Source organism: Luteimonas sp. 3794 (assembly GCF_031456825.1).
Taxonomy (GTDB): Bacteria; Pseudomonadota; Gammaproteobacteria; order Xanthomonadales; family Xanthomonadaceae; genus Luteimonas.
Genome location: NZ_JAVDVJ010000015.1, coordinates 22,698 through 43,962 on the forward strand (window position 1 = coordinate 22,698; position 21,265 = coordinate 43,962).

A 21,265-nucleotide genomic window follows, 5' to 3' on the forward strand; every position below is an offset into this window, starting at 1 on the left:
TTCTCCCTGTGGGGTGAAGCGACACGTTTGCGAGCCACTGGCTCGTGTGGCGGTGAACGCCCTCGCGGCTCGCGAGGGCCGGGGGCGCGAAGCGCGGGAGGACCGTCGGCGGATGCCGATGGTGGGGTGAGGGACGGGGCTTTACCGAACGCGTTGCTGCTGGCTTCAGTCGGTGACGTCAAAAGCCCCTCACCCCAACCCCTCTCCCAAGGGGAGAGGGGCTTAAACATCACGGCGCCGAAGACACTTCCCGCAGATCCGCGGACGCGATCCGCCAGGTGCGCTGCGCATCGTTGGCCCCGTCGACCATCGCGCGGCGCAGGACGTAGCGGCCTTCGAAACGGCGGCTGCTGCCGTTGATCTGCTGGGCGCGGAGCGACACCGGCACTTCGATGAAGCGCGAGCCGGCGGCTGCTTCGACCGCGCCGGGCGTGCCGATGTCGACCATCACCACCGAGGTATCGCCGAAGCCTGCAGCGAACTGCTCGGGCGACTGCCCGCTGGCGCGGCCACCGTCCGACCATAGTGCGTAGGCGCGCGCATAGTCGACTGCGTTGATCGCCGCGTAGTAGGTGCGGATGACCGCCGCCGCTTCTTCGGGCGTCGGCTCCGGCCCGGTAACTGCGGCCTCGCCTGGCACGCCGGTGAGACCGGTCTCTGGATTGTCCTCGAGCGGCAGCAGCGCGTTTTCCTCGATGCCGGCTTCGGGTAGCGGCTGTTCGCCGCCAAGCGGAATATTGCCCGGTCCTGGTTCACCGCTCAGGCCGGTGACGCCGCCCGCATTCTGTTGCGGCTGCGGAAGAGGCCCATCGGCCGTCTGGCCGGACGCTGCAGCATCGGCATGTGCCCCATCGCGGTTGCAGGCGCCGAGCACGCACACCAGCGCGAACGTGGTCGCCAGTACTGCGCCACGCCGCATGAAACCGCGGTCAGCGCGCAAGGTGCACCACCACGCGGCCATCGGTGATGTCGACGTTGCCGATGCGCTTGCCCGAGGGCAGCTTCGACAGCAGATCGTCGTCGAGGCGATAGACCGGCTCGCTGCGCGCGTACTCCGACAGCAGGCTGTTGACGATGCCGCGCGCGCCGCCCTTGAGCAGGGCGCTGGAGCCGGGCAGATCGAACTGCAACAGTTCGGGATCCTCAAGGTGCAGGCCGCGGGTCGCGGGGTCGTAGCGCAGGCCACTCACCAGAGCGAGGCGGCCCGGACGATCGTCGGCGGCTACACCACCCACGCCGAGGTCGAAATCCAGCCGCAGCCGGCGATCACCTTGCGGAATCGTCAGGCGCGGGTTGTCGAGCGTGACCGAGACCAGGCCGCCGAGCTTGTCGAACGTGCGCGGAAAGCGCGTGTCGAGCTGGCGCTGCAGTTGCGGCGCCGTGAACGCGACCTGGTCGTTGAGCCAGGCCGAGACCACGCCGAGCGAAGTGCAGGCAGTGACGACGAGCAGCAGCAGGGCTGCAGCGGACAGATGCAGGGGACGGCGCATGGCACGCTCCGGAACGACGATGGAGGCACCCTACGCAGGTGCTGTGAATACGGGATTAGCGGCCCATCAGTCCGGGGCGGGCGCCAGCGGTCGGCGGTGCGGCTGCAGCCACGCGAGCAGCAGCCCGAGCAGCAGCATCGCGATGACGTCGAAGACGATCTGCTTCAGCGACAGCGCCAATGGAAATGGCTGGCCCGCATGCGCGAGCAGATGCCAGGGCACGAAGGAAACCAATGCGATCGCGAGGCCGAAGCGCGCGCCATGCCAGCGTTTGCTGCGATGGGGCGGCGGCAGCCAGCGGTAGAGCCAGGTCATTGCCAGTCCCAGCGACAGGTAGGCGAGCAGAATCCAGCCGACCTGTGCGTTCGCGTCGGACTGTGGGCGGAACAGATGGGCGAGAGCGAGATAGTCGTCGCGCAGCAGCAGGCCGTGCACGAAAAAGCCCAGCGCCAGCGCGGTGGCGGAGATCGTGAAGCCGCAGATCCAGAACCGTTTGTCCATCACAGGGTGTCCGAAGAGTCGTGTCGCGTGGATCAGGTTAGCGTTGCGCGGGTGACGGATCGATGGACGCCGCAGTGATGCGCCAGGCCTCGCTGTCTCGGCGCAGATCGTAATGCCCGGTGTAGCGTCGCAGCGGTCCCTGCCCGCCGATGCGTAGGCGCGCCGGTACGCGCAGCGCTGTGGGCACCGATGCGGCATCCAGCGGCTGCGGGCGTTCGTTGTCGATGCGCACCCCGGTCACGCCTTCGAGCGTACGCAGATCCGCCTCGCCCGGCGTCGCGGGACGGCCGTGGATCCACAAGGCATCGGCTTCGCTGCGGTCGTCCTTGAACAGCGCGGCGAGATAGGCATGCACGGCTGACACGGCGTCACGCATCGCGGCGTCGTGCGCCGCGCGCAGTTCGGCGCTTGCGGCTGGCGTGGTACAGACAGGTGATGCGCGGCTCGGTCCGATGTCGCAGCTGAAGGCGCATCCGGCACCGGCACGTCGGCCGCATTGCGGCGCAGGCCCTCCTGCAACGCGACGGCGATGCCGAGCAACACAATGGCCGCGATGACCAGCCACCAGGCGCGATGCGACATCCGATGTTCCCCGTGCGCCGCATGCGCGGCATCTTCACGGATGCTAGCGCGCCGCGTCGCCGTTGTCGGCACCGTGCGCGCGCAATAGCGGCAGCGGATCGAACGCGCCATCGCTGGCGTAGACGCCGTAGTGCAGATGCGGCGGCGTGCCGCGCGCGTTGCCGGTATCGCCGACGACGCCCAGCGCATCGCCGGGTCGCACGAGATCGCCGACTTCCAGAAGATCCGCGAAACCATCGAGATGCGCGTAGTAGTGGCGCTGTCGCCCCGGGCCCATGACCCAGACCTGCTTGCCGCCCAGGCCGCCCTCGCGCACGCCAACGACGAGCCCATCGGTCGTGCTGCGCACTGGGGTGCCGCGCGGTGCAAAGATATCCACGCCCTCATGTTGCCGGTCGCGTCCGCGCGGCGCGCCGTAGGTATCGGCAACGCGCGATGCACGCACGCCGTCGACCGGCATCGGCAACGAGTCCGGTGCAGGCGCTGCCGAGAGCGCGGCGATCGCGCGCGGCTTCGCCATGAAGGGCTGGTGCCAGGCCCAATAGCCGGCGGCCCCGAACAAGGCCGCCCAGAACACGAAACGCAAGGTCGCGCGCAGCTGCGGCGTGTAGTCGCGACGCGGCTTGCGGGTGGACTTCGGTGCGACCGGCGGTGCGGACTCGGGTGTGGGATCGGGCTCGGACATGGCGTCAGGGTCGCAGGCCGCGCGCGAAGCCCGAGTCAGTGCGCTGGTCAGCGCAATGCAGAACGGCCTGCACAGGGCAGGCCGCTTCGGAGCTGCGAAGCGGGCTCAGCGCGCTTCGGCGTTCGCCTTCACTTCCTGCTCGAGGCGCATCTTGAGCTCGGGTGCGAGCTTGAGCTGGCGTGCGAGTTCGTCGAGATAGCTGCGTTCCATGAAGCTGGTCTCGTCGGCCACGAGCACGCTGGCCAGATACATCTCCGAGGCGATCTCGGGCGTGGTCGCGGCGCTGGCGACTTCGGCAGGATCCAGCGGCTTTTCCAGTTCCGCATGCAGCCAGCGCTGCACGTCGGCGCCCTCGTCGATGCGCTTGAACTCGCCTTCGATGACCTCGCGCTCGCGTGCATCGATATGGCCGTCGGCCTTCGCGGCGGCGACCAGTGCCTTGAGGATCGCTTGGCTGTGGATGTCGACCTGCGGCGCGGGCAGACGATCGACAGTCTGTGGCGGCACGGCAGGCGCGCCGGCCTGCTGCTTCTGGTAATCACCGTAGGCCTTGTAGGCCATGACGCCGATCGCCGCGAGGCCGCCATACGTCGCGACCTTTCGCGTCTTCTTGTTCTTGCCGAGCAACAGGCCCAGCGCGCCGCCGGTGGCCGCGCCCTTGCCGAAATCCGCATTGAGCAGGCTGCTGCCCGGCTTGCCGCCGGCCTGCGAGGTGAGCAGATGATTGAGAAAACCCTGGAAGCTCATCGTTCGATATCCATCGGTCGGGAGAAAACGGCGCCGAGCATGCGGCGGGATACGTTCACCGGATGTGCACGGTTTCCGGCCGCTACCCCGATCATTCAGAAGCGGATCGCCGGGCGTGTTCGAGGTAGACGAACGAATCTCTCGACACGACAGCCGCAGTCCCGCACACCCCCAAACGAAATCGGGACGGCCAAGGCCGTCCCGATCGAAAGACACGTAGCGCCCTGGATCAGGCGGCGGCGTCCTTGAGCTTCTTGAGCGGGCGCACCTTGACCTTGACCGAGGCGGGCTTGGCGGCGAACCACTGCTCTTCCTTGGTGAAGGGGTTGATGCCCTTGCGCTTCGGCTTGGCCGGCACGCTGACCGACGTGATCTTCAGCAGGCCGGGAAGCGTGAACGAACCCGCGCCCTTCTTGCTGATCGAGCCGTGCACGGCGCCTTCGAGCGCTGCGAACACCGCGCGCACGTCCTTCGCCACGACGCCGGTGGATTCGGCGATGTGCGCGACCAGGCCCGACTTGCTCAGGGCTTCCTTGATCGGCTTCGGTGCTGCCGGCTTAGCGGCGGCGGCCTTCTTCGGCGCAGCAGCCTTCTTGGCCGGGGCTTTCTTGGTGGGGGCCTTCTTCGTTGCCATGAGCGTGTGGTTCCCTCGTCGAGTAGTGATTGAGTTGTCCGGGCCGAGCGAGCCGGCTAGCGGAATGTAGGGCATCGTGGCACGTGCGCCAATAGGAAACCGCAAAAAAACAGGGCTTTTGCGTTTCCCGGTCCTATCGCGCGCTGCGACGGCGTGGCGGCCAGAGCACCCAGGCGCCCGCGACCACCAGTGCGAGCACACTGTAGGCGGCGACGAAACTCCACCAGGGCGCCTCGAAAAACAGCACCCGCGACAGCCAGTGGGCGACGAAGGATTCGGTGTAGACCTGCTGTCCTGCGCGCGTGCGCAGCCACTGTTCCCAGATCGTCAGCGGGCACAGGCGACCGAGCCAGGCCTGCAATGCGATCACCACGACCAGCGCGACATGCAGCCAGCGCAACCACCGGCGCCGCACCCACTGCCAGCCGCGCGGACCGCCGACGAGCAGGGCGAGTGTCATGGCGACGACGAAGACCGCGATGCCGACATGGACGACGAGCACGGCATCGGCAAGCGCGGCGGCGAGGGCAGGTGAAAGTGTCATGGCCGGATCATCGTGCATCCGCCGTAGACGTGCAGGTGTTGCGTCGCATCACAGGGACGCGCGCGTAACGGGTAGGGGTCTAGGGTGCGTGGTCCAACTCTCGAGGAGCAAGCACATGGGTATCGCCCGTCACGCCACCGCCCACTGGTCCGGTGATCTGAAGTCCGGCAAGGGCACGTTGTCGACGCCGCAGAGCGGCCTGATGTCGGATACGCGCTATGCGTTCAGCAGCCGATTCGGCGACGAGAAAGGCACAAACCCCGAGGAGCTGATCGCCGCCGCGCATGCGGGCTGCTTCACGATGGCGCTGTCGGCCAAGCTCACGGAAGCGGGCTTTCCGCCCGAATCGTTGGACACGCGCGCCGACGTCGACCTGTCGATGGACGGCGGGCCGCAGATCAGTGCGATCCGTCTGAAGACCCGCGCCAAGGTGCCGGGCATCGATGCGGCGAAGTTCCGTGAGATCGCCGACGACGCCAAGCAGAACTGCCCGGTGTCGAAGGCGCTCTCGGCTGTGCCGCTGTCGCTGGACGCCGAACTCGAAGGCTGAGTGCGGCACACGCCGCCGCGTCGGGCAACCGGCGCGGCGTTTTCGTGTCTGCGGTGTCGGGCGTGCAGGCCACGCATGCGCAGGCGCGGGCGCGTCGATCACAGCGGATGTTTGTAGGAGCGCGCTTGCGCGCGATTCCGATCTCATTGGGCAAACGCAATCGCGCGCAAGCGCGCTCCTACAGTGGGCCGCTCAGCGCCAGTCGATCGTCCCGCGCACGACGGTCTGCACACGACCACCGGACCAGACATCGCCGTTGCCGTCGACGTGCAGTTCGATGATCGCGTCGTGGCCGACTTCGCGGCCCTGGCTGATGCGGTAGCGGCCATCGCTGCCGGGCAGGGCATCGCGATCGGCCAACCATGCAGCCAGGGTCGCGTTCGCGGCGCCGGAGGCGGCGTCCTCGAAGTGTCCGGTCGACCCGACGAAGGCGCGCACCGCGAGGTGATGCACCGGATCGTCGGAACGCGCGAATGCGCACAGGCCCATGCTGCCGGTGGCCTCGGCCAGCGCGCCGATCGCAGCCCAGTCCGGTATCGCTGCGCGCAGCTCGGCTTCGCTCGCCAGCTCGGCCAGCCACCAGCGGCGGCCGCCGTCCATCAGCACGGGCGGCAGGTCACCGAGTGGCATCGCGGCGAGGACGTCACGCAGACGCGGATCCTCCGCCGATGCGGTCTCAATGACCGACGCACGCGGCGTGCGCACAGCGATCGTGCGGGTTTCGCCGTCGCCCACGACTTCCAGCGGCAGCTTGCCGGCGATGCCGTCCTGCACCAGCAGGCCATCGCGCGGTGTGGCGAGCCCGGCTTCGAGCACGACGTGTGCGGTGCCGACGCTCGGGTGGCCGGCGAACGGCACTTCACGGCGCGGCGAGAACATGCGGATGCCGTAGCTGGCGTCGTCGGACGTGGCCGGGAACACGAACGTGGTCTCGGGCAGGCGCGTCCAGCGAGCGATGGCCTGCATCGCGGCGTCGTCGAGGCCTTCGGCATCGAGCACCACGGCCAGCGGATTGCCGGCACCGGGCCGGTCGGCGAATACGTCCACCTGGACGAAGCGGCGGGAAGTCATGGCGGGGGCGTCACGTGGCGCGACAGTGTAGCGGCCCGTTCACCACGCGAATGTCCCGCGGATGACCGCCTGCACCGCGCCGCCGATCCATACCTCGCCGGCCGGATCGATTTCGATCTCGACGCGTCCGTCGCGGCCCAGCTCGCGACCCTGGCTGGCGATATAGCGGAGCACGCGGCCGTCCTCGGCCCGGTCCATATGCAGCCATGCGGCGATCGCGGCGTTCGCGCTGCCGGTCACCGGGTCCTCGGGAATGCCGTCGGCCGGGCAGAACGCGCGGACGGCCAGTTGGTGGTCGGCGGCGTCGCTGCGCCCGCAGATCGCGAGGCCCACGGCATCGCTGGCCAGGCACAGCGCGGCGATCTCCGCCAGCGGTGGCGCAAGCGCGCGTACGGCGGCGGACGTACCGAGATCGACGCACCACCAGCGTGGACCGTTGTCGAGCAGCGCATGCGGCGCCTCAAGCGCGCCGAGCGCCTGCAGCGCAGCGTCGAGCTGCGCATCGATGCCGTCCGGAGATGCGCGATGCACCGCGCGCGGCGCGCGCACGCTGGGCAGCGTGTGGCCCTCGCGACTGTCGATGCGCACCGGCAGCAGACCGGCCGCGCATTGCTGCACAAGCGCCCCGGCGCGCGGTGTCGCAAGGCCTTGATCGAGCGCCGCCCACGCCGCGCCGACGCTGGGATGGCCGGCAAACGGCAATTCCTGACGCGGCGTGAAGATGCGCACGCGGTAATCGGCGTCGGCATCGGGCGGCAGCAGGAAGATGGTTTCCGACAGATTGGTCCAGTTCGCGATGGCCTGCATCGCCGCGCCGTCGAGCCCGTCGGCATCGACCACCACGCCGAGCGGATTGCCGGCGCCGGGCCGGTCGGCGAACACGTCCAACTGCAGGTAACGACGTTGCATCGGGGTCTCTCGGGTGGCTGGGGGTTGCTTTAGAATCGCCTGTCATCGCGCGCGTTGTCACCGCATGTCGGTCTTCGCCCCTGTTTTCGTCCTCCATCCGAGACCCCACCTCGATGTCCTCACCCTCTGACGATCGCTGGATCGTGCTCAAGTTCGGCGGCACTTCGGTGTCGCGTCGCCACCGCTGGGACACCATCGGCCGGCTGGCGAAACGCCGGGCGCAGGAGCAGGGTGCGCGCGTGCTGGTGGTGGTGTCGGCGCTGTCGGGCGTCACCAACGAGCTGACCGCGATCGCAGATGGCGCGGCGGATTCGGCCGCGCGCGTCGCCGCGCTGGTCGAGCGGCACCGCGCGTTCGTTGCCGAACTCGAACTGGATGTCGATGCGGTGCTCGGCGCGCGCCTCGCTGCCTTGCAGGCGCTGACCATCGATGCACGCGCGGCAACGCGCACGCTCGACTGGCAGGCCGAGGTGCTGGGGCAGGGCGAGCTGCTGTCCTCGACGATCGGCGCGGCCTACCTCGCGGCGCAGGGCCTGGATTTCGGCTGGTGCGATGCGCGCGACTGGCTGGACGCAGTCGCGCTGCCGAACCAGAGCGACTGGGCCTCGCGCCTGTCGGTGAACTGCCAGCGCGAGCCTGCGGCCGACTGGCGCACGCGGTTCGCCGCGCAGGCGCCGCGGATGCTGCTGACCCAGGGCTTCATCGCCCGCCATGGCGACGGCGGCACGGCGATCCTCGGACGCGGTGGTTCGGACACCTCGGCGGCGTACTTCGGTGCGCTGCTCGGCGCGCGCCGCGTGGAGATCTGGACCGACGTGCCCGGCATGTTCAGCGCGAACCCGCGCGACGTGCCCGATGCTCGCCTGCTTGCGCGGCTGGATTACGCCGAAGCGCAGGAAATCGCGACCACCGGCGCCAAGGTGCTGCATCCGCGTTCAATCAAACCCTGCCGCGACGCTGGCGTGCCGATGGCGATCCTCGACACCGAACGTCCGGACCTGCCGGGCACCGCGATCGACGCGAGTGCCGAGCCGGTGCCGGGCGTCAAGGCGATCAGCCGCCGCAACGGCATCGTGCTGGTGTCGATGGAAGGCATCGGCATGTGGCAGCAGGTCGGCTTTCTCGCCGACGTGTTCGAGCGCTTCAAGCGCCACGGCCTGTCGGTCGATCTGATCGGCTCGTCGGAGACCAACGTTACCGTGTCGCTGGATCCCAGCGAGAACCTCGTCAGCACCGATGTGCTGGCGCGGCTCAGCGACGATCTGGCCGAGATCTGCCGGGTCAAGGTCATCGCGCCGTGCGCGGCGATCACCCTGGTCGGCCGCGGCATGCGCTCGCTGCTGCACAAGCTGTCGGATGTCTGGGCCACGTTCGGCAAGGAGCGCGTGCATCTGATCTCGCAGTCGTCGAACGATCTCAACCTGACCTTCGTCATCGACGAGGCCGACGCCGACGGTCTGCTGCCGGTGCTGCATGCCGAGCTGATCGACAGCGGCGCGATGCCGGTCTTTGATGACACCGTGTTCGGCCCGAGCTGGCGCGAGATCGCCCATGGTCGCCGCGAACGCGCGCCGCAGTGGTGGCAGGGCGCGCGTGAATCACTGCTGGCACTGGCCGAACCCGGCCGGCCGCACTACGTCTATCACCTGCCCACGGTGCGCGAACGCGCCGCCGCGCTGGCCACAGTGGATGCGATCGACCGCCGCTTCTTCGCGATTAAGGCCAATCCGCATCCGGCGATCCTGCGCACCCTGGTCGATGCCGGCTTCGGGCTGGAGTGCGTCTCGCAGGGCGAGCTCGAACACGTGTTCGCGGTGCTGCCGGATCTCGACCCCGCGCGCGTGCTGTTCACGCCGAGCTTCGCGCCGCGCGCCGAGTACGCGGCCGCCTACGCGCGCGGCGTCACGGTGACCGTCGACAACGTCGAAGGGCTACGCAACTGGCCGGATGTCTTCCGCGGCCGCGACCTGTGGCTGCGTCTCGATCTGGGCCGCGGCGACGGCCACCACGCCAAGGTCGTCACCGGCGGTGCGGCGTCGAAGTTCGGCCTGCCGCTCGGCGCGTTCGACGCGTTCCTGATCGCGGCCGAAGAGGTCGATGCGCGCATCACCGGCATCCACGCCCATCTGGGCAGCGGCATCGAGACCGTCGCGCACTGGCGCGAGGTGTATGCGGAACTGGCTGGTTTTGCGGATTCGGTCGGCACCGTCGACACGATCGACATCGGTGGCGGTCTGCCGATTCCGTATCGCCCCGACGACGTGCCGTTCGACATCCCGGCCTGGGCCGCGGGCCTAGCGGCGATCAAGGCCGAGTACCCGCGCTATCGCCTGGCGATCGAGCCGGGCCGCTACCTCGTCGCCGAAGCCGGCGTGCTGCTGACGACCGTGACCCAGGTCGTCGACAAGCTGGGCACGCGCCGCGTCGGCGTGGACGCGGGCATGCACAGCCTGATGCGGCCGGCGCTGTACGACGCCTGGCACGGTATCCACAACCTGACGCGCCTCGACGACGCGGACGAGACGACGGTCGAGATCGTCGGCCCGATCTGCGAATCGAGCGACGTCTTCGGCACGCGACGCCGGCTGCCGGCCGCGACCCGCGAAGGCGACACCGTGCTGATCGCCGACGCCGGTGCCTACGGCTTCGTCATGGCCAATACCTACAACCTGCGGCAGCTGCCGCAGCAGGATGTTCTGGAATGAGTGTTGTCTTCGACCGCCATGCGGTCCGCAGCTTCCGCTTCATCGATTGCGACCTCGACGCCGCGACCGGCGTCGCGCGTCTGCGCTACGCCTTCGACGACGGCCCCGAGCTGATCGAAACCGTCACCGTGCCGGGCGCGCCGTTTGTCCTGGATGCCGCGCGCGCCGAAGCGGCGACGCAGGCACTGCGCCTGCTGCATCTGATCGCCGGCGTCAGTTATTACAAGGCCGCGGCGCCGACGGACATCCGCATCGATGGCTACGCGATCGATGCGGAGACCGCGGCGCTGCTCGAGGACGTGTACGTGTACGGGCTCGGCGAGTTCGCGTATCGCAACGGGCTGGATCTGCACGGGAAGATCCGCTTTCCGCACGAGCCGCCCTCACCCCAACCCCTCTCCCAGGGGGAGAGGGGCTCGAATGCGCCCGCGCTCGGGTTGCGCGAACACGCGCTGGTCGCCATCGGCGGGGGCAAGGATTCGCTGGTGTCGATCGAAGCACTGCGCGGGCTGGGCATCGAGCAGACCGTCAGCTGGATCGGCGGCTCGCAGCTGATCCGTGTCTGCGCCGAGCGCACCGGCCTGCCGACGCTCAACATCGGCCGCCAGATCGCGCCGGAACTGTTCGAGTACAACCGTCAGGGCGCGTGGAACGGGCACATCCCGGTCACCGCGATCAATTCGGCGATCCTCGTGCTGGCCGCTGTGCTGCATGGCGTGGACCAGGTGGTGTTCTCCAACGAGCGCTCGGCCAGCTACGGCAGCGTCATCCCCGGCACCGGCGAAGTGAACCACCAGTGGTCGAAAGGCTGGGCGTTCGAGCGCGCGTTCGGCGAGCATGTGCAGGCGCGCGTGGCCAAGGATCTGCAGTACTACTCGCTGCTGCGGCCGCTGTCGGAACTCGCGGTCGCGCGCCAGTTCGCGAAGACCGACCGCTACGACGCGCACTTCTCCAGCTGCAACCGCAACTTCCATCTGCTGGGCGAGCGGCCGGTGAACCGCTGGTGCGGCATCTGCCCGAAGTGCCATTTCGTGTTCCTGGCGCTGGCGCCGTTCATGCCCAAGCCGCGTCTGGTGGCGATCTTCGGCCGCAACCTGCTCGACGATGCGTCGCAGGTGCTGGGCTACGACGCCCTGCTCGAGTACCGGGACCACAAGCCGTTCGAATGCGTCGGCGAAGGCCGCGAGTCGCGCGCTGCAATGGCGGCGCTGGCCAAGCGCCCGGAGTGGCGCGAGGACGCGATCGTCGCGCGTTTCGCCCGCGAGATCGCGCCGCAACTCGACGCGGGTGAGCTGGATGTTGCCGGGCTTCTAACGGTTGAAGACGACGCGCACCGCATTCCCGACGCGCTGTGGGATCGCCTGCGTGCGCATCTCGCAGCTTGAGGCGATCGCCGCCAACGGCGGCCGCATCGCGCTATGGGGCTGGGGCCGCGAAGGGCGCGCAGCGTACGCGGCGCTGCGCGCCGCGCGGGATTCGGGATTCGGGATTCGGGATTCGGTGGGTGTGCCTCTGACCGTGTTTTGCGCGGAGGACGAAACGGCGGACGTGCTCGGTTTGGGCGATCCGTCACTCGATATCGAAACGGTGGCCAGCAGCGAGCATCTGGCGCGCTTCGACGTGGTCATCAAGTCGCCGGGGATCAGCCCGTACCGACCCGAGGCGATGGTTTCGGCCACGCAAGGCACGCGTTTCATCGGCGGCACGGCGCTGTGGTTCGCCGAGCGGGCCGCTGCCGGCGAGGTCGCGGCCGGCACGGTCTGCGTCACCGGTACCAAGGGCAAGAGCACGACCACTGCGCTGCTCGCGCATCTGCTGCGCGCCCACGGCCTGCGCACCGCGCTGGCCGGCAACATCGGCCTGCCGCTCCTGGAACTGCTCGATGCGCAGGCGGACGCCTGGGCGATCGAACTGTCGAGCTACCAGACCGGCGATGTCGCGGCCAGCGGCGTGCGGCCCGAGATCGCGCTCGTCACCAATATCTTTCCCGAGCACCTCGACTGGCACGGCAGCGAGGCACAGTACGTCGACGACAAGCTGAGCCTTCTGACCCGTGCGCGCCCGCGCATCGCCGTGCTCAACGCCGGGGATCCGCGCCTGGCCGCGCTGGCGCTGCCGGGCAGCGAGATCCGCTGGTTCAACACCCGCGAGGGCTGGCACCTGCGCGGCGACATCCTGCATCGCGGCGACACTGCGGTCATGGACACGTCGGGTCTGCCGCTGCCGGGCCGGCACAACCGCGGCAACCTCTGCGGCGTGCTGACCGCGATCGAGGCGCTGGGCATCGATGCCGCGCCGCTGGCCGCCGCCGCCGGCGGGTTCGTCCCGTTGCCGCATCGCCTGCAGCCGCTCGGCACGCGCGATGGCGTGCTGTGGGTCAACGACTCGATCAGCACGACGCCGCACGCGAGCCTGGCGGCGCTAGACGTTTATCGCGACCGGCGTGTCGCATTGCTGGTCGGCGGCCACGACCGCGGTCTCGACTGGCAAGCATTCGCAGACGCGATGCGCACCGGTGCGCCGCACGCGATCGTGACGATGGGACAGAACGGTCCTCGCATCTTCGATCTGCTCGTACCTGTCGCACTCGAAGCCGGCTTCCAGCTGTTGGCGGCCGACGATCTGGAGTCGGCGATTGCGCAGGCACGTACGGCGCTGAATGGCGAGGGCGTGCTGCTGCTGTCGCCCGGCGCGCCGAGTTTCGGCGCCTACCGCGACTACACCGCGCGAGGCCGTCATTTCGCTGTGCTGGGCGGTTTCGATCCGGATGCGATCACGGCAATTCCGGGCATCGGCATCGCTTGAGGTCCCGCGCGGCCGCGCTCCCGGTGGCGACGTCCCCGGTCACCCCGTGCGGGTTTCTGTAGGAGCGCGCTTGCGCGCGAAATGGCGTTCGTTGCAGAAGTCCACTCGCGCGCAAGCGCGCTCCTACAGAAAACGGCGGCGAACAGTGGCGGGTCGCGAGACCTGTCAGGCGCGCCTGGTCACGCGGCGTCGGGATGATCGGTGCGATGTCTACCGGGGCGTTGAGCAGTCAATCTCGCGCGGCGGGGGCGGCGAAACTGGTGTAAGGCGTTGAGTGTCGCTGCGCTGGCGATCGGCGGAGGGTAGGCCGCGCATGGTTGAAGCTGTGGATCGGGCCTAAGCAACGTCGCGATGCGATACCGCCACGTTGATCGCTGCCGAGATCGCGGCGCGCGCCTGCGGGCTGTTGCGCCAGCAGGGTGTGCCGAGCATCGAGGCGACCTGCGCCGTGATGTCGGTAACGCTGGCCTCCGACAACTGCGCAAGCGTGCTATAGCCGATCTGTTCGAGCCTTGAGATCACGGTCGGGCCGACACCTCTCGCGCCGGCGAGCAATGCCCGCGCGTCGGGGCTGAAGGCCATCAGTGCCCGCGCTCGACTGCGTAGCGCGCAAGTCCCCGTAGCGCGGCGACGGCGTCGTTGTCGCCGAGTGCGGCAAGCGCGCGTTCGGCTGCTTCGGCGTATTCGAGCGCGCGGGCGCGGCTGTAGTCGAGACTGCCGGCTGCCTCGATCGCGGCCAGCACTTCGGGCAGCGCATCGGTATCGCCGGTTTCGACGATCGTGCGCAGCCGCGCGCGCAACTCGGGCGTCGCCTGCGCCATCGCGTGGATCAGCGGCAGCGTGGCTTTGCCTTCGGCGAGGTCGTCGCCGAGGTTCTTGCCCAGCGCGTCGGCGTCGCCCGAGTAGTCGAGCACGTCGTCGGCGATCTGGAACGCGTAACCCAATTGCATGCCGTAGTCGTACAGCGCCTGCTGCGTGGCGCCGTCCGCGCCGGAGGCCAGTGCGCCGAGCTTCGTGCCGGCGGCGAACAGCACCGCGGTCTTGCGCTCGATGACGTTGAGGTAGGCGGCTTCGTCGGTGTCCGGGTTGCGCACGTGCAGCAGTTGCAGCACTTCGCCCTCGGCAATGCGGTTGGTGGTGTCGGCGAGGATGCGCATCACCGGCATGCGGTCGAGTTCGACCATCAGCTGGAAGCTGCGCGAGTACAGAAAATCGCCGACCAGCACGCTGGCCGCATTGCCCCAGATCGCATTCGCGGTGCTGCGGCCGCGGCGCAGGTCGGATTCGTCGACCACGTCGTCGTGCAGCAGGGTCGAGGTGTGGATGAACTCGACGATCGCCGCCAGCTGGTGGTGCTCGGCGCCGATGGTGCCGGTTGCGCGGCCGGCCAGCATCACCAACATCGGCCGCAGGCGCTTGCCGCCCGCCGAGACGATGTGTTCGGCAACCTGGTTGATCAGCACCACGTCGGAGGCCAGCCGGTCGCGGATCAAGGCGTCGATGGCCGCCATGTCACCGGCGGCGAGGGCCTGGATCGCCGGCAGGTCGAGGCGGGCGGCCGGGAGGGCGACGTTGTTCATGCAGAATCCGGGACAGGCAGACCCGGAATTATAGGCAACGCCCGACGGCGGCGTGCGGATGCCACCCATCGCTGCATGCGGACCGCCCGGACGGCAGGGGCAGGGCGCTTTATACTGTGATGTCGAAATCCATCACGCCGGCCCGCAAGCCGGCGCAATCCAAGGAATTCCCATGGCCCGCGGCGTCAACAAAGTCATCCTGGTCGGCAATCTCGGCAACGACCCCGACACCAAGTACACCCAGGGCGGCATGGCCGTGACCCGCATCAGCCTGGCCACGACCAGCGTGCGCAACGACAAGGACGGCAACAAGCAGGAGCGCACCGAATGGCACCGCGTGGTGTTCTTCGGCAAGCTCGGCGAGATCGCCGGCGAGTACCTGCGCAAGGGCAGCCAGTGCTATGTCGAAGGCGAGATCCGCTACGACAAGTACACCGGCCAGGACGGCGTGGAGAAGTACACGACCGATATCGTCGCCAACGAGATGCAGATGCTCGGCGGTCGTGGTGACGGCGGTGGAGGCGGTGGTGGAGGCGGTGGCGGTGGCAATTACGAGCGCGGCAATCGTCCGCAGCGTTCGGCCGGCGGCGGTGGCGGCGATGCCCCGCAGCAGCGTGGCCCCGCGCCGTCGCGCCAGTCGGCCCCGCAGCAGCAGCGTCCCGCGCCCATGGACGACTTCTCGGACGACGATATCCCGTTCTGATCGGATGGCGCTTCGCCTGATGCACTGTACGAACCCCCGAGCGATCGGGGGTTCTGCGTGTCAGGGTTCCAAGGTCGGGAACAGCACTGCGTGCGTGGCTCAGCGCACCCCGTGCATCCAGCGCCGCACCAGCGGCGACAGCACGAAGTAGGCGATGCCCGAGCCGACGCCGATCCACAGCATCAGCTGGAACAGATCGCCGTAACGCGTGGCCGCGACCGCCATGTCGAAGGTCTCGCCCTTGAGCACCTCCATCGAGGTCAGCTTGCCGAACTGCGCGGCCAGCACTTCCGAGTACGCGGTCGCCAGCCAGAACGCGCCCATCATCAGGCCGACCACGCGCGCGACCGACAGCTGGGTCACCGCCGACAGGCCGATCGGCGACAGGCACATCTCGCCCAGTTCCAGCAGGAAATACGCCAGCACCAGCCACCACACGCTGGCGAGTACGCCGCTGCCGGCTGATTGCGCGGCCAGCATCAGCGGCACGAAGGCGAGGCCGGCGAACACCAGGCCGATCGCCATCTTGGCCGGCTTGCTGGGGTTGAGCCCGCGGCGGTCCAGCCACGGCCACAGCCACGAGAAGATCGGCGCCAGCACGACGATGAAGAACGCGCCCAGGAACGTCAGCGAGCCGGCGGTCTGCGGCACCAGCACGACATCGTGGACCAGCGCGATCGCCAGGCCGACGACCATCGCGATCACGGCCGTCTTGGCCAGCCCGCCATTGCCGCGGTCGCTGGCGCGCAGCGCGGTCACCATCAGGATCGGACTGACGCCGAGCGCGAACATCGCCCACGGAATGCCGGGCTGGTAGTTGCCGGGCGTCAGGCCGAACAGGTCCTTGGTCAGCATGCGGTCGGTGAACGTGACCCAGGAGCCGTAGGTCTGCTCGTAAAGCGTGAAGAAGATCAGCACGCCGACGATCAACACGACCAGCGCGAGCATCTGCTGGCGCTCGACGCGCGTGCAGTGGCGCACGAGGAACCAGACGAACCAGATCGCGAGCGCGGCGGCGATCAGGTGCATCGCGCCGTGCACGGTCCAGGTGCGCTGGATCAGCTGCCAGACCAACAGCGCGCCGGCGACGCTGCCGATGTAGATCCACCACTCGCGCGACAGCGGGCCGACGCGTTCGCGCAGTTTCGCCGGATCGTTGGGCTCGGCGAGGCCGTGGAGATACTTCTGGCCCCAGATGAAGACGATCAGCCCGGCGATCATGCCGATGCCGGCCGCGCCGAATCCGTACTTCCAGCCGTAGGTCTCGCCCAGGAACGCGCAGACCAGACTCGCGAACAGCGCGCCGACGTTGATGCCGGCATAGAACAGCGTGAAGCCGGAATCGCGCCGCGGATCGTCCGGCGCGTAGAGCCTGCCGACGATCGTCGAGATGTTGGGTTTGAGGAAACCGACACCCATGATGATCAGCGCCAGCGACAGGTAGAACACCTGGAGCGCGGCCTCGTCGCGTACCACGACGCCATCGACGAGCCGCGCTTGCTCGCCCTCGTAGGCCATGCCCAGATGCCCGAGCACCAGCAGCACGCCGCCGAGCACCACCGCCTTGCGCATGCCCAGATACCGGTCGGCCAGCAGCCCGCCGATCACCGGCACCGCGTACACCAGTCCGCCATAGGCGCCGAGCAGATCGAAGCCCGCGTCGTCGCCGAACAGGTGGTACTTGAGGATGTAGAGCAGCAGCAACGCCTTCATCCCGTAGAACGAGAAGCGCTCCCACATCTCGGTGAAGAAGCAGACGAAGACGCCTTTTGGGTGGCCCAGGAAATCCGCGTGCGATGCGGCGGAGGAAGCGGAGGGAGCGCGCAATGCCGTCATCCGGGCTGGCGAAGGCGCGAGTATAGGGCGGTGATACGGCGGCAGCGGCCAAACGTAGCGCCGCGCGTTCCACCTGGCCACAGCCCGGACGCACATGACGCTATGGGCCGCCCGCCGCGACGCCGGCGCCGCTTTACCCGCATTGCGGCGCCGGCCTACCATCCGGGCTCTTTGTACGGAGCCCTGCCATGTCCCTGCGCCTCGCGCTGTTGCCGTTGTGCCTGCTTGCCGCGTTGCCGGCCGTTGCCCAGGAACGTGAGGCCGCGCGCGGACTCGATGTTCGTGATCTGGTCCAGATGGACCGCGTGTCCGCGCCGCTGTTGACCGCCGACGGTCGCATGCTGGTGTTCGCCCAGCGCACGCTGGACTTCGATTCGGGCAAGGCCGAGACCGCGCTGTACACGCGCAACCTGCTGACCCGCGACCTGGCGCCGCCCAAGCGACTGACGCCCGCGGGCTGGAACGTGAACTCGCCATCGCTGTCGGCCGATGGCCAGACCGTCTACTTCCTCAGCAGCAAGAACGGCAGCGCGCAGCTCTTCTCGATGCCGCTGGTCGGCGGTACGCCGCGGCAGCTGACCGACGTCGCGGTCGACATCGGCAGTTATCAGGTCTCGCCCGATGGCGCGCGCGTGGCGTTCAGCGCTGACACCTTTGGCGACTGCGCCGCGGATCTCGCGTGCACGAAGCGGAAGCTTGCTGAAACCAAGGACGTCAAGGCCAGCGGTGTGGTGTATGACCAGTTGTTCGTGCGCCACTGGGACACCTGGCGGGACGGCACGATGAGCCGCCTGTTCGTTGCCGACCTTCCGGCGGCGCGCGCGCGCGCGGTCACCACCGTGCGCGCGCTGGGCCATGAATTGGAAGGCGATATCCCGTCCAAGCCCTTTGGCGGCGCCGAGGACTACACCTGGGCGCCGGATGGCCGCTCGGTCGTCGCCAGCGTCAAGGTCGCCGGGCGCGAGGCACCGTGGTCGACCAACTTCGATCTCTACCGCATCGATGCGGCAGGCGAGGCGGCGCCGGTCAACCTGACCGCCGCGAATCCCGCCTGGGATGCCGGCCCGGTCTTCAGCGGAGACGGCGCAACGCTGTTCTACCGCGCAATGAAGCGTCCCGGCTTCGAGGCCGACCGCTACGCATTGATGGCGATGGATGTCGCCAGCGGCCAGACGCGCGAGATCGCGCCGCAGTGGGACCGTTCGCCGAGCAGCGTGACGCCTTCCGCTGACGGCAGCGCGCTCTACGTCGCCGCGCAGGACACCGGCGAATACCCGCTGTTCCGCGTCGATGTCGCCAGCGGTGACGTGACGAAGCTCATCGCCGACGGTTCCATCTCCTCGTTCGCCATTGCAGGCGACACCGTCGCGCTGACCCGCAATTCGATCCAGAGCGGCGACACGCTCTACACCGGTTCTCTGCAGTTGCTGGGCGATGCGCAGAACCTGCGCCAGATCACCCCGACGGCGGCCGAGCGTCTGCCCGATGTCGCGTTCGGTGATTACGAGCAGTTCTCGTTCAAGGGCGCCGGCAACGAGACCGTCTACGGCTACGTGGTCAAGCCCTGGAACTACCAGGAAGGCCAGACCTATCCGGTCGCGTTCCTGATCCACGGCGGTCCGCAGGGCAGCTTCGGCAACGGCTGGAGCTACCGCTGGAATCCGCAGACGTATGCGGGGCAGGGCTATGCGGTGGTGATGATCGATTTCCATGGCTCGACCGGCTACGGCCAGGCCTTCACCGATGCCATCAGCGGCGACTGGGGCGGCAAGCCGCTCGAGGATCTGCAAAAAGGCTGGGCGGCCGCGCAGCAGCAGTACGCGTTCCTCGACGGCGACCGCGCCTGCGCGCTGGGCGCAAGCTACGGCGGCTACATGGTCAACTGGCTTGCCGGCAACTGGTTCGACCGCCGCGGCAACGCGCCCTTCAAGTGCCTGGTCAATCACAACGGTGTGTTCGATACCCGCTCGATGGGCCTGGTGACCGAGGAACTCTGGTTCACCGAATGGGAGTTCGGCGGCACCGTGGCGGCCAATCCGCGTGCCTACGAGAAGTTCAATCCGGCCCGCCATATCGAGAAGTGGGTCACCCCCACGCTGGTGGTTGCCGGGCAGAACGACTTCCGCGTGCCTGTCGACCAGAGCCTGTCGTCGTTCACCGCGCTGCAGCGCAAGGGTGTCGAGTCGAAGCTGTTGTACTTTCCCGACGAGAACCACTGGGTCTTGCAGCCGCACAACAGCGTGCTGTGGCACGACACGGTCAACGCCTGGCTCAAGCAGCACATCGGCGAGTAAGCGGCACTGAGCGAACGGCCGGCGCAAGCCGGCCGTTCTGCGTTGCATCCCGATATTCCAACCGGAGACCGCCACGATGGCGATCGAATCCCCCGTCCCGTCCGCCGCGCTGATCACCAGCGACATCGTCCTGTTCGGCCTGCTGGCCGCGACCCTCGGGGTGATCTTCTGGCTGGCCAGCGGCCCGACGCCGTTCTGGAAGAAGTTCTTCGCCTGGGTGCCGGCGCTGCTGCTGTGCTATTTCGTGCCGGCGTTCTACAACACCGTCGGCCTGATCGATGGCGAAACCAACAGCCTCTACAACCCGATCGCAAGCCGCGTCCTGCTGCCGGCGGCGCTGGTGCTGCTGACGCTGTCGATCGACCTCAAAGGCATCATCAGGCTGGGGCCGAAGCTGGTCTTCGTGTACGTCGCCGGCACCCTCGGCATCGTGCTCGGCGCGATCGTGTCGTTCCAGCTGCTGGAGTGGGTGTGGCCGGCCGCGGTTGCCGGCGATACCTGGAAAGGCATGGCGGCGCTGGCCGGCAGCTGGATCGGCGGCGGCGCCAACATGGTCGCGATGCGCGAGGTGTACGAGGTGGACGCGACCCTGTTCGGACAGTTCGCCGTCGTCGACGTGGCGATGGCCAGTGCGCTGATGGCGACGCTGCTGTTCATCGCCAACCGCTCGGCGCAGATCGACGCGCGCTCGGGCGCCGATACCCGCGCCATCGACGAGATGAAGGCGCGGATCGCGGCCTTCGATGCGCAGAACGCCCGCATCCCGACGCTGACCGACCTGATGGTGATCGTCGCGGTGGCGTTCGGCCTGGTCGGGCTGGCACATGCGATCTCCAATCCGCTGGCCGCGTGGTTCGCACGCTACGACTGGGCGGCGCGTTTCAGTCTCGATTCGGCATTCGTCTGGGTGGTGCTCACCTCGACCCTGGCGGGGCTTCTGCTCAGCTTCACCCGCGCGCGCCGGCTCGAGAGCGCCGGGGCATCGAAGATCGGCACCGTGTTCCTGTACTTCCTGATCGCCTGCATCGGCATGCAGATGGACTTCATGAAGCTGGCCGACCGGCCCGAGCTGCTCGCCATCGGCGTGATCTGGATGAGCGTGCACGTGCTGGTGATCTGGGGCGCGGCGCGCCTGGTGCGCGCGCCGATGTTCTATGTCGGTGTCGGCTCGATGGGCAACGTGGGTGCCGCGGCCTCGGCGCCGGTGATCGCCGCCGCCTTCCATCCTTCGCTGGCCCCGGTCGGCGTACTGCTGGGCACGGTCGGCTATGCGACCGGCACGGTGGTCGCGTATTTCGTCGGGCAGATCCTGCGGCTGATGGCGGGCCAGTAAGGACACGGCGCCCGCTGCCGCCACTCCGTGCGCCGCCTCGGATCCGGTCTCAGCGGCGCGCACGGTTGGCGCCCGAGGAGCTCGTTAGGGAAGGTCTGAACAACGGCAGTTAATCTGACCTCCGCATTGCATCCGGGCGTCGGTCTTGCACGGGCGTGCCATCTCCCGGGGGCGAGCCGCTTAGTCTCTCCGCGCGGCAATAACGATGCCCGTCATGCGTGCCCGCCTCGGCGGACCAGTCGTCGCGCGCGGCGCAACCTCGTCGCGTCCTTACGTGCATGTGCGCATTCCGGCAT

The 21,265-nt window shown here is 68.4% G+C and carries 20 protein-coding genes; 7 read left to right on the top strand and 13 right to left on the bottom strand.

Features of this window, described 5'->3' with window-relative positions:
• Positions 1 to 229: 229 nt before the first annotated feature.
• From J2X52_RS15550 to J2X52_RS15585, 8 genes are all read right to left on the bottom strand, one after another.
• Positions 230 to 940 (bottom strand): hypothetical protein, encoded by a 711-nt coding sequence (locus J2X52_RS15550; protein ID WP_310155384.1) that lies wholly within the window; start codon positions 938 to 940, stop codon positions 230 to 232.
• Positions 930 to 1,490, bottom strand: coding sequence for a DUF1439 domain-containing protein (locus J2X52_RS15555; protein WP_310155387.1), 561 nt, complete (start codon positions 1,488 to 1,490; stop codon positions 930 to 932). Before J2X52_RS15555 ends, J2X52_RS15550 begins: the two co-directional genes overlap by 11 nt.
• 66 nt (positions 1,491 to 1,556) lie before the next feature.
• Positions 1,557 to 1,991 (bottom strand): hypothetical protein, encoded by a 435-nt coding sequence (locus tag J2X52_RS15560; RefSeq protein ID WP_310155390.1) that lies wholly within the window; start codon positions 1,989 to 1,991, stop codon positions 1,557 to 1,559.
• Between the two features lie 37 nt (positions 1,992 to 2,028).
• Positions 2,029 to 2,367, bottom strand: coding sequence for a hypothetical protein (locus tag J2X52_RS15565; protein WP_310155392.1), 339 nt, complete (start codon positions 2,365 to 2,367; stop codon positions 2,029 to 2,031).
• Between the two features lie 249 nt (positions 2,368 to 2,616).
• Positions 2,617 to 3,258 (bottom strand): M23 family metallopeptidase, encoded by a 642-nt coding sequence (locus J2X52_RS15570; protein WP_310155395.1) that lies wholly within the window; start codon positions 3,256 to 3,258, stop codon positions 2,617 to 2,619.
• Positions 3,259 to 3,363: 105 nt separating this feature from the next.
• Entirely contained in the window at positions 3,364 to 4,005 is a 642-nt protein-coding gene (locus J2X52_RS15575) for a tellurite resistance TerB family protein (protein WP_310155399.1), read from the bottom strand.
• Between the two features lie 229 nt (positions 4,006 to 4,234).
• Positions 4,235 to 4,639, bottom strand: coding sequence for an HU family DNA-binding protein (locus J2X52_RS15580; RefSeq protein WP_159678313.1), 405 nt, complete (start codon positions 4,637 to 4,639; stop codon positions 4,235 to 4,237).
• 133 nt (positions 4,640 to 4,772) lie between these two features.
• Positions 4,773 to 5,183: a DUF2784 domain-containing protein gene (locus J2X52_RS15585; RefSeq protein ID WP_310155402.1), complete on the bottom strand. Its 411-nt coding sequence runs from the start codon at positions 5,181 to 5,183 to the stop codon at positions 4,773 to 4,775.
• 115 nt (positions 5,184 to 5,298) lie between these two features.
• Here J2X52_RS15585 and J2X52_RS15590 point away from each other — a divergent pair, with 115 nt between their 5' ends.
• Positions 5,299 to 5,733 (top strand): OsmC family protein, encoded by a 435-nt coding sequence (locus J2X52_RS15590; protein WP_310155403.1) that lies wholly within the window; start codon positions 5,299 to 5,301, stop codon positions 5,731 to 5,733.
• A 192-nt stretch (positions 5,734 to 5,925) separates the two neighbouring features.
• Here the strand turns inward: J2X52_RS15590 and J2X52_RS15595 are convergent, their stop codons facing one another.
• Both J2X52_RS15595 and J2X52_RS15600 read right to left on the bottom strand, forming a co-directional pair.
• Positions 5,926 to 6,804 carry a PhzF family phenazine biosynthesis protein gene (locus J2X52_RS15595; RefSeq protein ID WP_310155406.1) on the bottom strand — a complete coding sequence of 293 codons (879 nt, stop codon included), beginning with the start codon at positions 6,802 to 6,804 and terminating at the stop codon, positions 5,926 to 5,928.
• A gap of 39 nt (positions 6,805 to 6,843) precedes the next feature.
• Positions 6,844 to 7,713, bottom strand: coding sequence for a PhzF family phenazine biosynthesis protein (locus tag J2X52_RS15600; protein ID WP_310155409.1), 870 nt, complete (start codon positions 7,711 to 7,713; stop codon positions 6,844 to 6,846).
• A 113-nt stretch (positions 7,714 to 7,826) separates the two neighbouring features.
• Between J2X52_RS15600 and J2X52_RS15605 the strand changes: the two genes are divergently transcribed.
• Genes J2X52_RS15605 through murD form a run of 3 tightly spaced genes read left to right on the top strand, consistent with a single transcriptional unit; the run spans position 7,827 to position 13,223 of the window.
• Positions 7,827 to 10,418 (top strand): bifunctional aspartate kinase/diaminopimelate decarboxylase, encoded by a 2,592-nt coding sequence (locus tag J2X52_RS15605; protein WP_310155412.1) that lies wholly within the window; start codon positions 7,827 to 7,829, stop codon positions 10,416 to 10,418.
• Positions 10,415 to 11,803, top strand: a complete 1,389-nt coding sequence (murL, locus tag J2X52_RS15610; protein WP_310155415.1) for a UDP-N-acetyl-alpha-D-muramoyl-L-alanyl-L-glutamate epimerase — start codon at positions 10,415 to 10,417, stop codon at positions 11,801 to 11,803. Before J2X52_RS15605 ends, murL begins: the two co-directional genes overlap by 4 nt.
• Positions 11,784 to 13,223: a UDP-N-acetylmuramoyl-L-alanine--D-glutamate ligase gene (gene murD / locus J2X52_RS15615; RefSeq protein WP_310155417.1), complete on the top strand. Its 1,440-nt coding sequence runs from the start codon at positions 11,784 to 11,786 to the stop codon at positions 13,221 to 13,223. The genes murL and murD overlap by 20 nt, the downstream gene beginning before the upstream one ends.
• 336 nt (positions 13,224 to 13,559) lie before the next feature.
• On the opposite strand, the gene J2X52_RS15620 is transcribed toward murD, so the two are convergent.
• Positions 13,560 to 13,805, bottom strand: a complete 246-nt coding sequence (locus tag J2X52_RS15620; RefSeq protein ID WP_310155420.1) for a helix-hairpin-helix domain-containing protein — start codon at positions 13,803 to 13,805, stop codon at positions 13,560 to 13,562.
• On the bottom strand, positions 13,805 to 14,803 hold the full coding sequence (locus tag J2X52_RS15625) for a polyprenyl synthetase family protein (RefSeq protein ID WP_310155422.1): 999 nt from the start codon (positions 14,801 to 14,803) through the stop codon (positions 13,805 to 13,807). The genes J2X52_RS15620 and J2X52_RS15625 overlap by 1 nt, the downstream gene beginning before the upstream one ends.
• A gap of 172 nt (positions 14,804 to 14,975) precedes the next feature.
• On the opposite strand from J2X52_RS15625, the gene J2X52_RS15630 reads away from it, so the two are divergent.
• On the top strand, positions 14,976 to 15,506 hold the full coding sequence (locus J2X52_RS15630) for a single-stranded DNA-binding protein (protein WP_310155425.1): 531 nt from the start codon (positions 14,976 to 14,978) through the stop codon (positions 15,504 to 15,506).
• Positions 15,507 to 15,605: 99 nt separating this feature from the next.
• Here the strand turns inward: J2X52_RS15630 and J2X52_RS15635 are convergent, their stop codons facing one another.
• The gene (locus J2X52_RS15635; RefSeq protein WP_310155428.1) at positions 15,606 to 17,342 is read right to left on the bottom strand and encodes an oligopeptide:H+ symporter; all 1,737 of its coding nucleotides are present in this window, start codon (positions 17,340 to 17,342) and stop codon (positions 15,606 to 15,608) included.
• A 188-nt stretch (positions 17,343 to 17,530) separates the two neighbouring features.
• On the opposite strand from J2X52_RS15635, the gene J2X52_RS15640 reads away from it, so the two are divergent.
• Positions 17,531 to 19,636, top strand: coding sequence for a S9 family peptidase (locus J2X52_RS15640; RefSeq protein ID WP_310155431.1), 2,106 nt, complete (start codon positions 17,531 to 17,533; stop codon positions 19,634 to 19,636).
• Positions 19,637 to 19,712: 76 nt separating this feature from the next.
• Positions 19,713 to 20,969 carry a DUF819 family protein gene (locus J2X52_RS15645; RefSeq protein ID WP_310155434.1) on the top strand — a complete coding sequence of 419 codons (1,257 nt, stop codon included), beginning with the start codon at positions 19,713 to 19,715 and terminating at the stop codon, positions 20,967 to 20,969.
• Positions 20,970 to 21,265 lie beyond the last annotated feature (296 nt).